This is a genomic window from Nitrosopumilus sp. S6, from assembly GCF_054515815.1.
Genome location: NZ_JBTNRI010000018.1, coordinates 1 through 12,224 on the forward strand (window position 1 = coordinate 1; position 12,224 = coordinate 12,224).

Genomic DNA, 12,224 nt, shown 5'->3' on the forward strand with positions numbered 1-12,224 from the left:
GTAATTAGTTCTGATCACACAAAATCTATCTATCATGAGGATATCGAGGTTGGTCAAAATGTAGTGTGGCATATGGATTTGATTTTCAATGACACTCAAAATGGAGTTGCAATTTCACTTCCTGATGATGCACAAATTAGTAATGTCTCAATTGATAATTCTGAAATTATCTTTGATTCTTCACAGATAGACTCTTTGTTATCTACACAGGATGATGTCTTTGTAAATGAAGTATCTGGAATTGCCATTCACATTCCTCTTGTTGATGGTTCTGATGTAATGGAAATTGATGGTTCATTGTATTCTATTTCTGGAAATGATTTGTACTCTTTGATAGCATTTGATGATCTTCCTGAATTGATTCAAGAAGGCCATTCTTTCAAACATCTTATTGTTGATGCAGAATCATCAAACTATTCTATAACATTTGAAACCCCTGTAGCTCAAACTCAAGAAGAAACTAGTGTAACTGATACTGCATTTAACAAAGATGTAACAGTATCTCATGATTCTGGATTACACTATACTAAAGTTAGAACATGTTCTGATGTCCCTGAAGAATATGTCAAAATGGGAGTTGAATTCCAACTATTCTGGAATATTGATGGTCAAGAAGTAGATGTGACTAATGATCCAAGATTTGATTTAGGTTATCAAGACTCTGATGATAATGGTATAGATGATCAGATGTGTTGGACAGTACCCCAACTATCAGAACAACAATTTACCATCACTGCAAATATCAATGTGATTAATGTTCAATCCTACCCAACAGTTGGAGGACACTGGACAGTTCGATTTGATACTGTGGGAACAGCTGATTTGATAATTACTGGCTTTGATGGAACAACATTTGGTGATGCATTACCTGATGATTTACAATTCGTTGAATTATCTAATGGGACTCATAATTTCACACCTGAAATTTCTGGAAACTCTCTGATATTCCGAGATTACTCTAGTACTGGTCAGGGTTATGAAAAATCAGCAGTTTTGACAACTGGTGCTCACAATCTTGAATTCAAGTTTGGAACTGACACAGAATATGCATACAATGATGCATCATTACCTGATGATCTTTTGGTGATTCCAGATATTGCAGATGGAACTGGTTCTGCCATTAATCATTGTGACAATGATTCTACAAGAACAATTCTTGCTGATTTACAAACAGAATTCAACCCTGATACTCATATCTTGTTTGCATCAACTCAATTTGGAAAAGAAGATTCTAGTAGAATCTCTCAAATTGATGTTCGATTAGTTGATTACACTGACCCTGACAATCTTGTGGTAATTGCAAAAAGTGACTTTGAAGTACAAGCAAAAGACACTGGCGCTCACAATAACTTCCAAATTCCTGCAGCATACACTCAATCAAAAAGTAATGCACGGTATGTTGTAGATGCTTGTTATGATTCTAGAAATGATGGTACTTCTGCAACAAAGGGACAAGCAAAATTAATTGCAATTGAAAATATTGACAGATATTCATACACTGATGCATCACAAGTCAATGCTGTAGGAAATGTTGGAAAAACAGAACTTGCCTCAGTAACTACATCATTTGATGCTTCACCTGGTACAAACAGTACTGTTGTTTTGGCATCAGTACAACTAAAGAGTACTGCTGATACACAGAATCTTCCTGTTGGAAGTCTCAATGTTACAAGAGTAGTGTCAGGTGGTAGTGATATACTCTTAGACAAAAACTTCCTCAAGATGGACTTTGGTAGATATGTTGGAGATGAGAGTGGAAAAGATGAATCTTCTAGCATTCAAAACTTCCTTCTTATTGGAAAAGATGACAATGCTCCTGCAAGTTCCACTTACAAGGTGAATCTTAGTACAATTCCTGTACCTGGATCTGTTGGTGCAACTAACTCTGCCCATGATAATGGTGGTAGTATTGGAACTGCAATTAGTGCTGAGGTAAAACTACTTGTTTTCCAGCCTTCTCTTGTAAAATATGGTACTAGTGGAATTGTTACCACTGATCAAACGGTAAATAACATTGGTGATTCATTTTCAACTGAAATTCCGCAAGGTACTGAACTAGTTGTAATTGCACATGCAGAATTTGATGATTCTAGTAATGGTAATCAAAATGCAGATAACTTTGGCTTAAAACAAGATGGTAAAATTGTATCTCAAACTACAAAGGATAGTTCTGATGATTATCAAACATTTGAGCTAAGAAGCCAAGGTGGCTCTAATGCTCCTTCAAACTTTGGTGCAACGCTTCTTTGGAGAGTTGAGTATGCAGAACAACCACCAGTTTACCAATTACAAGTAAACAGCACTTCTGGAAACGGTGATCTTCAAGCAATGTCTAAAATCATTTCATTTTCAACTGTCAATGAGGGAAGGTTACCTGGTGTAACAATAACTGATTTTGAGGGTAAAGATCCTGATGGAACCATTTCTGGTGAAACTAACGGGTATTCTAATGGTGATGTTTTAACCCTGACATTTAGTGAAAAAACAAATCGCCCTCCTGCAGGATCTAAAGGAGAAATCGATGAATTATTTGACTTTAAAAAAGGTGGTTCAACACAATCAATTGGCAATGATTACATTGGAAGTTGGCGCAGTCCAACAACTCTTGATATCACAATCTTGGATGCAAGAGATGGCACAAATTCTATTTCTGAATCTAGTATTAATGGAACTCTTACTGCAACAATCAAAGCAGCAGCCAAACTTCGTGATGCTGCACAAGAAAAACTGATTTCAACTGATACTTCTCCTCCACTATTCTCTAAATTTGGAACAAAACAAGGACCATTAATTACAACCCTTACTGCTAGTGATGATGGAACAGTAGTTTCAGGATTTTCAAACGGTGATAAAATCACAGTTAGATTTAATGAAGAAACAAATGAACCTCTCAAAGGCACTAGTAACTCGTTAACAAAAGATAACATTGATGCATTATTTTTCTTTGTTCAAAATGCAAAGATTATAAAAATTGGAGATGCATATACTGGAAAATGGATTAACTCCAAGACTTTGGAGATCACAATTAGTGATGTTGGTGATGCCAATCCATTAATTGGAGCACTAAAATTCACAATAAAAGAAGCAGCTAATCTCAAAAATTCTGCTGGAAATTCAGCTGCATCTACTGCAACATCTCCTGTTTTAATTGGTACTTGGGGTCAGAAATTTGGACCTGAAATAATCAATTTAGAAGTATCTGATCCTGACGGTGCAGATTCTGTTTATGGTAATGATGATGTAATTATAGCAACATTCTCTGAAGACACCAACATGAAACCTGTTGGAAAAATCAATACTGCAATAACAAAATCCCAAATTGATTCTCTATTTGAAAAATATGAAAACGATGATGGACTAAACATCTCTACTGCAAGTTTAGGTACTGATTATTCTGCAATTTGGGTGGATGCCAAAACTTTGAAAATTTCAATTGATGATTCAACAAATGGTAATCCAAAAATTGATCAATTTAAGATGACTTTGGATGCTGATGCTGGACTCAAAAACGCTGATGAAAATACACTTGCATCAAACAGCACATCTGTCTTACTTTCAGGAACCTTTGGAGCTATTACAGGACCAAAACTTACTTTCATAGAAGCTGCTGATCCTAAAGACACAACTGGTGCAGGATTTGATGATAGTGATACTATAACTGTTAATTTTAATGAGGAAACAAATCGTCCAAATGCTGCAAAGAAGGCTCAAATTGATTCAATGTTTACTTTTTCAGAATCAATTGGTGATAATTATGTTGGAGCATGGAAAAATTCCAAGGTCTTTGTAATAACAATTCTGGATACCGGCTCTGCTACTCCTGATATTGGAGGTCTTACAATTACTGCAACTGGTTCTGGTATTAAGATTCTAAACAAAGAAGGAACATCAGCTGCATCTACATCTACATCTTTAGCATTAATTGGCGACTTTGGAACAAAAGAAGGGCCACTGATTTCATCATTGACTGCAAATGATCCTAATGGTGTAACTGATGGAGAGATTGTTGGGTATAATGTAGGTGATACCCTAACTGTTAGATTCTCTGAGCCTACAAATATGGCTGGAAAGACAAAAGGTGCTACTCTTGACAAAGCCACTGTAGATAGTATATTTAGAATGACTCAAGACATTGGCGATGATTATACTGGAAAATGGGAGACTGATAGGAAATTTGTTGTCACCATAAAAGATGACACGGTTGACTCTCCTCCTGAAATTGGTGTGTTGCGATTTATTGTAAAAACGTCTGCTAATCTAAAAGATGACGGTGCCACTTCAGCTGCATCTGATTCAGTTTCACCTACTCTTGTTGGAACATTTGGTGAAAAAGAAGGTCCTAGAATCATTTCTCTTGATGCTGCAGATCCTCTAAACTTGACTCCTTCTGGATACGGTAACAGAGATACTATTACTGTTCTGTTCTCAGAGACTACTGACCAAGCTGATTTGTCTGATTTACTTACAAAATCTCAGGTAGATAGCATCTTTGAATTTTCTCATTCTCTTGGAGATAATTACATTGGAAAATGGATAACTCCTGCAAAACTTGAAATCATAATCATTGATTCAACTAACTCTGAACCTCCCGCTGTTGGAACATTTAGTCTTGCTGTAAAATTATCTGCTGGATTACAAGATGAGGATGGGTCTTCTTTATTTTCAACCCCTTCTTCCCCTGTTTTGTCTGGTACATTTGGTGCTGCTGTCTCTCCAGTTATTTTCTCAGTTCAAGTATCTGATCCTGATGCTGCAGATCTAGTATACTCAAATGGAGATGTATTTACAATTATGTTTGATCTAGCAACAAACGGCACAAACACTCTAGGTGATAAAGTTCCAAAATCTTACTTGGATTCATTATTTGATTACAAAAATAGTGCTGCTACTGCATGTTTAGGTTCAAACTATGAAGGAACTTGGATTACTCCCTTTGAATTATCCATTGAAATAATTGATTCTACCGGATGTTCAGATCCTACTCCGACAATTGGTGAGTTTAAACTTGTTGTAAAGGATTCTACTATCAAACTGACAAATGCAGAAGAAACTTCTGATGCTGTAACTGGAGACTCTCCATTATTATCTGGAAGTTTTGCAAAGAAATCTGGACCTGATATTTTATCAATTATTGCCGATGATCCAGATTCTTCTGATGATTCTTATTCTATAGGTGACACTATAACTGTAGAATTTTCTGAATCTACAAATACTCCGTTCTATGATGGCATTCCAACTGATGATGATTCTAGACTTGATAACTATGACAAAGTTGATAGGACTGCTTTGGAAGTAGCTAGAGAAAAATTTGATCTCGAAGATAGAACATTGACAAAGGATGAGGTTGATAAATTATTTTTATTTACCCAGGAATTAGGTGATGATTACAATGGCTTTTGGGAAGATGATACTACGTTCATAATTACCATTTTAGATGATGAAATTGACATTCCTCCTCAAGTTGGAAGTTTACAACTAATTGTTAGGGCTTCTGGAAACATCTTGGGTGATGATTCAATTGCATCCACCTTTGTCTCCCCTCCTCTTGAGGGAAGCTTTGGATTGTTCCAAGATATTCTGGCAATGTCTAACGGTGGTAAAGGTTACACAAAGTTGCCTTCTGGAATGGGTGCATCTATACGACTACCTGATGATAATTTTGGAAAGATGACTTTTACTAGACTTGGACCTGATGGACAAACTCTTCCTGCAAAAGGGGTAAGCTCAACTGTCTTGGGAGTTTCTGTTGATATAGAACCTAGTGATGGTGCTGATTGTACTAATGGCTGTCCTGTTTCATTTGAATTTAGTACTGCTGACGCACTTGCAATGGGATTACCTCCTCAAGAAGTAAAGATATTACATGATCTCAATAACGACGGTGACTTTGGAGACAAATTTTATACTATTGAAACTAACTCTTGGATAACTGAAGTTATAGAAAATACTGTAGTTACACAAATTGATGTAAATCGTTGGAAAGCAGAAGGAACAACAAATTCAAACTCTAAATTTGCAGTAGGTGGTGTAAAAGCATTAGCTGTTGGTAGTACCTATTCTAGTATCAATAAAATTAACGAATCAACATTCGTATCTTTAGGAAATCCTGAACTAGGTTTAGGTGGTTCTTTACATACAATTGATATGTCTGATGTTACAGAACCCTTGATTTTCCAAACTGATGAAACACTTGTTTTCAGAGTAGGAATATATGAAAGACAAGGAATAAACTATCTACAACATGCTGCTCTTTATCTAAATAATGCAGGTGATGATTTGCGTTCAGGTGATTATGATACTTCAATTGTCTTTGACAAATATTCTGATGAATTGGTACAAATCACAGATCCAAATGGTCTTTTGAAACATGGAGAATTCAAACTCTTAGAAAAAGATGCAACCTTATTGATACTACAATTCTCCATGACTTTTGAAAAACCTATGGATGCATCTAACATGTACTTCTTATCTTGGAATGAAGATAGAAATCCTACTTACAAAACATTTCATGATTTCTTAACAATCAAACCTTTATCAGTTGAATTCATTGATATTGATGGAGTTGAAGAATACCTGGAACCCTCATTTAATGAAAATCCTGAAGAACTACTACTAATTGATAATACTATTCCTTATTGGGTTAAAACTTATGTGCAGTGGTGGTCTGAAGGTGAAATTTCTGATGAAGAATTTATTATTGGAATTGAATACCTGATTGATGAACAAATTTCTGCAAGACCTGATAACTATGTTGATTCCAAGAGAGTAGAGGAAATTCCAAAATGGGTTAGGGATTATGCTAGATGGTGGTCTACAGATAAGATTGACGATGAAGACTTTGTAAATACCATCATGCATCTAGTTAGAACTGGTGTGATTTCACGATAATTTACCCTTATGGTGTAACGAATGATTAAGACCAGAATAATTGTATTTCTAATTTTTATTGGACTATTTTCAATATCATTAGAACTTGGGTCTTATTTTCCAATTTCTGAATCAGACGCTAGAGAAATTTTATTTGAATTTCTTGATACTGTTGAAGAAATTGATGAAATTGGATTATTTGTAAATAATGCTTCTCTGTCTTTGCCTATGTTTATTCCAGGGGCTGGCTTGATTTGGGGTTTTTACTCTGGGGCTTCAACTGGATTTACTTATGGTGCAATTGCATCTTTAACTCCTACAATCTCTAATGTTCCTGCATTATCAATTTTGTATACTACGACATTTGGATTTATGGAGTTAATTGCATATTCTATTGCTACCTCGCGTAGTTATTTATTAATTTATGAAATTATAAAAAAACAAAATCTAAAAGTACAATTGATTCCTCTGGGAGTTGAAATTGGAATTGTTTTGGTATTGTTATTTGTTGGTGGTATACTAGAAGCAAACATGCTACAAGAAGTACAAGAGTCAGTTCCAAATATTGATGATTTGTAACATAAAACATTTTTAATTTAACAAATTTATTTGATCGATATGCGTGGATTAATGATTGGACGATTCCAACCTTTTCATTTGGGACATTTGGAATTAGTAAAACAAATCATACAACAATGTGATGAAGTAATTATTGCAATAACTAGTGCACAATTCAACTATTTAGAAAAAGATCCATTTACTGCTGGTGAAAGAATTGAGATGATTCACAATTCTATAAATGATGCAAACTTGGATTTGAAAAAATGTTTTATCATATCAATTGAAAATCAATTCAACATTGCAACCTGGGTATCATATTTGCAATCTGCATTGCCTCATTTTGACAAAGTGTATAGTGGCAATGATTACGTCTCTATGCTTTTAGCTGACTCTGGAATTCAGGTTGTAAAACCTGAGTTTCTCGATAGAACTCAATACAATGCAACTAAAATACGCTCAATGATAATTAATGATGAAAATTGGAAGGATTCAGTTCCAAATGCTGTTTATGAATTCCTAACTAAAATTAATGCAAAAAACAGACTATCCGTAATTTCTAAATCTGATACTAATCCTACACAACACTAATGGAACCTATACGTGCTTGTCCTATTTGTCCTGAATGCGGTTCAAAGAGATTTGTTAGATTGCCTGGGGATAAAGTCACTGTAAAATGTCGCTCATGTGAAAAAATCATTGAAATCTAGGTTTCATAGTTAATATTTGCAATAAAATCTGCCAAAACTATGGCACAAACATGGAAAGATACTGATATCAGTCTTGATCCAATAAAAGATCAAACCATTGCTGTAATTGGTTATGGAATCCAAGGTGATGCACAGGCAAACAACATGAAAGACTCTGGTCTTAATGTTATAGTCGGTCTTAAAGAAGGTGGTAATAGCTGGAAAAAAGCCGAAGCTGATGGTCACAAAGTAATGTCAGTAGCAGATGCCACAAAACAGGCAGACATTATTCACATATTGATTCCAGATATGATTCAAGGTCAAGTATACAAAGATGAAATCGGACCAAATCTTTCTGATGGAAAAGCATTGTCATTTTCTCATGCTGCTGCAATCTATTGGAAATGGATTGAAGCACCAAACAATGTTGATTTAATCATGATTGCACCAAAAGGACCTGGCTCCAAAGTAAGAGAGACATACCTTGATAACTTTGGAACTCCAGCTATTGTTGCAGTTGAACAAGACTTTACAGGAAAAGCTTGGGATAGAACATTGGGAATTGCAAAAGCAATTGGAAGTGCAAGAGCTGGATTAATCAAAACTGCTTTCAAAGAAGAAGTAGAAACTGATTGGTTTGGTGAGCAAGCAGACCTTTGTGGTGGTGCAGCTTCTATGGTGACAAATGCATTTGAAACTCTAGTTGAAGCAGGATATCAACCAGAAATTGCATACTTTGAAGTCTTACATGAACTCAAACTCATTGTAGATATGATTCAAAGATATGGTATTAATGGAATGTGGAGACGTGTAAGTGAAACTGCAAGATATGGTGGTTTAACACGTGGACCAATGGTAATGGATGCTGCAAACAAAGAAAACATGAAAAAAGTTCTAACCATGATTCAAGATGGTACATTCAACAAGGAGTGGATTTCTGAATATCAGAAAAACGGCAAAGATGCATTTGACAAGTACATGAAACAATATGACGAACACCAAATTGAAAAAGTTGGTAAAGAAATGCGTAAAATGATGTGGCCTGATTCCACAGAATAATTCTTTTTTCTTATATTTTTCTTATATTTTTCTTATATTTTTCTTAATTTACTTACGCCGGTATTGATGTGATTAATTATTGTGGATAATGGTGTTCCTGGACCAAATACGTGATCAACTCCTGCTTTGATCAAATCCTTATGATCAATTTCTGGAATCACTCCTCCGCCAACTATTAGGACATCGTTGATCTTTTTCTTTTTGAGGGCCTTGACTACTCTTGGGAATAATGTTCCATGTGCCCCATTAAGTAAACTCATTGCAATGGCATCAACGTCTTCATCTTCTGCAATCTGTGCCACTCTTTCTGGTGTTGCAAATAACCCTGAATAGATTACCTCCATCCCTGCATCTCTGAATGCTCTACACAAAACAAGTGCTCCCCTGTCGTGTCCATCAAGGCCTAATTTTGCAACTAGAATCTTGATATTTCTTGTTTGTGTCTTTTGCTTCATGATACTATTCGATATTTTGTATATTTTAAAGGCTTTATTTGATTTTCTGATTTGCTTTTTAATAGAAAATCTACTTAAAGAGTATCAAAATGACTCTGATTCGTGGACGTTAATCCCATAAACTATGAATTAACATTTGAACCAGATCTTAAAAAATTTACATTCTTGGGAACTGAAACTATTACTGTTTCTTGCAAAAAAGCAACAAATCTAATCTCAATGGATTGTGCAGAAATCAAAATCAAATCTTGCACTGTAAAGACTGGATCTAAAATAATAAAATCTGCCCCCAAAACTGATGAGAAAAAAGAGAGACTGTCAATTCGACTGGGAGAAAAGATCAAAGGCAAAGCCACAATCCATCTTGAATTCCAAGGAACTCTAAATGACAGATTACTGGGATTCTATCGAAGTCAGTACAAACAAGGTGGTAAAACAAAATATCTTGCAACAACTCAATTTGAAGCAGCTGATGCAAGACGTGCATTTCCTTGTTGGGATGAGCCTGAAGCAAAGGCCACATTTGAGATTTCAATTATTGCAGACAACAAGTTTACTGCAATTTCTAACATGCCCATTCAATCCAAGAAAAAACTCAAAAATAAAACTCTATACAAATTTGGAAAAACACCTGTTGTATCAACCTATTTGATTTATCTTGGTGTTGGTGAATTTGAATATCTAACTGGAAAAACTGGAAAAGTTCAGATTAGAGTTGTAACTACAAAGGGAAACAAATCCAAAGGAAAATACTCTTTAGAACTTGGAAAGAAATTACTAACATCTTATGAGAAATATTTTGGAATCAAATATCCGTTACCTAAATTAGATTTAATTGCAATTCCCGATTTTGCAGCAGGTGCAATGGAGAACTGGGGTGCCATTACATTTAGAGAAACAATTTTGCTTTATGATCCTAAAACATCTTCAACTAGAACAAAACAATTCATTGCCGAAGTAATCTCCCATGAGATTGCACATCAATGGTTTGGCAATCTTGTTACTATGAAATGGTGGAATGATTTGTGGTTAAACGAAAGTTTTGCAACATTTATGGCAACAAAATTTGTTGACAAGTTTTATCCTGAATGGAATCTTTGGGACCAATTCATTGAAGATGCGATGAATACTGCAATGGGATTAGATTCTCTAAAAACAACTCATCCAATTGATGTTACTGTAAACTCTCCTGCGGAAATTAGAGAAATCTTTGATGCAATATCCTATGATAAGGGTGGATGTGTTTTGAGAATGCTTGAAAATTATGTTGGTGAGAAAAATTTCAGATCAGGACTCAAGAAATATCTGTCTGCATTCAAATACGGAAATGCACAAGGTCAAGATTTGTGGGATGCAATTGGTAAAGCCTCAAAAATGCCAGTCAGTTCAATGGTCAATACATGGCTAAAACAGCCTGGATTTCCTCAAATTGACATCTCTCAAAAAAATAATAATTTGGTTATCAAACAGAATCGCTTTTTGATGGAACCTACAAAAAAGACCCAAAAAGGATTGTGGCATGTTCCAATCACTTATGGTTTAGGAAACGAAACCAAAACAAAACTATTGACAAAAAAATCCGTTACTGTAAAAGCACCAAAAGGACCTGGATTTGTAGCAAACATTGGTCGTACTGGATTTTATCGTGTAAAATATGATGATGGCATACTCCTTGATCTTAAAATGCTAGTTGATCAAAAACAAATCCCTCCTGTTGATCGATGGGCAATACAAAATGACTTGTTTGCATTGTGTGTTGCAGGAAAAGAAGACATAGAAAACTACCTTGATTTTTCTGATGCATACTTTGATGAAGATTCGTACCTTCCACAAACTAATGTTGCAAACAATCTCAACTTTTTGTCATTGTTAACTTTCTTTGAGGATTATACTGAACAAATCAGAAGTTATGCAATTAATTACTTTAGAAAGATTTTATCCAATCTTAGTTGGACTCCTCAAAAAACAGACAAGCACACTGATGCATTCTTGAGAGGCTTTGCAATATTTGCGCTAGGTAAACTTGGAGATGAACATGTTCTTGAACAAGCACAAACAATGTTCAAAGAATTTTTGAAAAACCCTTCATCTTTACATCCTGATATTAGGGAACCTGTTTTCTCACTTGTTGCATGGACTGGTAATGCTAAAACCCATTCTCAATTGATATCATTATACAAAAAAGCAAAAACCACTGAAGAAAAATTACGATTCTTGGGTGCAATGTGTAACTTTCAAAATGAAAAATTACTAATCAAAACATTACAATTCTCTCAAACATCTGAAGTACGCTCTCAAAACATGCAATTGCCAATCATGAAGATTGCTGCAAATCCTTATGGAAAGAAGATTCTCTGGCCTTGGCTAAAGAAGAATTGGGGCAAATTGAGCAAAAAAGTAGGATATGGTAATCCCTTATTCAACAGAATTGTTGCAAGTATTGCACTTGTTGCAGATGATTCTATGGAAAAAGACATCAAATCCTTTTTCAAATCGCATCCTACACCTGGAACTGAACGAACCCAGGCACAAACAATAGAAAAAATCAGAATTCACTCAAAATTCTTACGTCAGATGAGAAAAGAATTCAAATAAC

Annotated in this window: 6 protein-coding genes; 5 read left to right on the plus strand and 1 reads right to left on the minus strand. The window is 35.1% G+C overall.

Translation table 11 applies throughout. The features are described 5' to 3' along the window. Positions 1-72 precede the first annotated feature (72 nt). From ACX12B_RS09315 to ilvC, 4 genes are all read left to right on the plus strand, one after another. The gene (locus ACX12B_RS09315; protein WP_459353734.1) at positions 73-6,888 is read left to right on the plus strand and encodes a hypothetical protein; all 6,816 of its coding nucleotides are present in this window, start codon (positions 73-75) and stop codon (positions 6,886-6,888) included. Positions 6,889-6,909: 21 nt separating this feature from the next. Continuing rightward, entirely contained in the window at positions 6,910-7,446 is a 537-nt protein-coding gene (locus ACX12B_RS09320) for a stage II sporulation protein M (protein ID WP_459353735.1), read from the plus strand. Positions 7,447-7,485: 39 nt separating this feature from the next. Continuing rightward, a complete protein-coding gene (locus ACX12B_RS09325; protein ID WP_459353736.1) occupies positions 7,486-8,016 on the plus strand; it encodes a nicotinamide-nucleotide adenylyltransferase in 531 nt (176 codons plus the stop codon). A gap of 158 nt (positions 8,017-8,174) precedes the next feature. After that, the gene (gene ilvC, locus ACX12B_RS09330; RefSeq protein WP_459353737.1) at positions 8,175-9,173 is read left to right on the plus strand and encodes a ketol-acid reductoisomerase; all 999 of its coding nucleotides are present in this window, start codon (positions 8,175-8,177) and stop codon (positions 9,171-9,173) included. A gap of 32 nt (positions 9,174-9,205) precedes the next feature. Here the strand turns inward: ilvC and ACX12B_RS09335 are convergent, their stop codons facing one another. Beyond that, positions 9,206-9,628, minus strand: a complete 423-nt coding sequence (locus tag ACX12B_RS09335; RefSeq protein ID WP_459353738.1) for a cobalamin B12-binding domain-containing protein — start codon at positions 9,626-9,628, stop codon at positions 9,206-9,208. Between the two features lie 102 nt (positions 9,629-9,730). Between ACX12B_RS09335 and ACX12B_RS09340 the strand changes: the two genes are divergently transcribed. Continuing rightward, positions 9,731-12,223, plus strand: coding sequence for a M1 family metallopeptidase (locus ACX12B_RS09340; protein WP_459353739.1), 2,493 nt, complete (start codon positions 9,731-9,733; stop codon positions 12,221-12,223). Position 12,224: the final 1 nt, after the last annotated feature.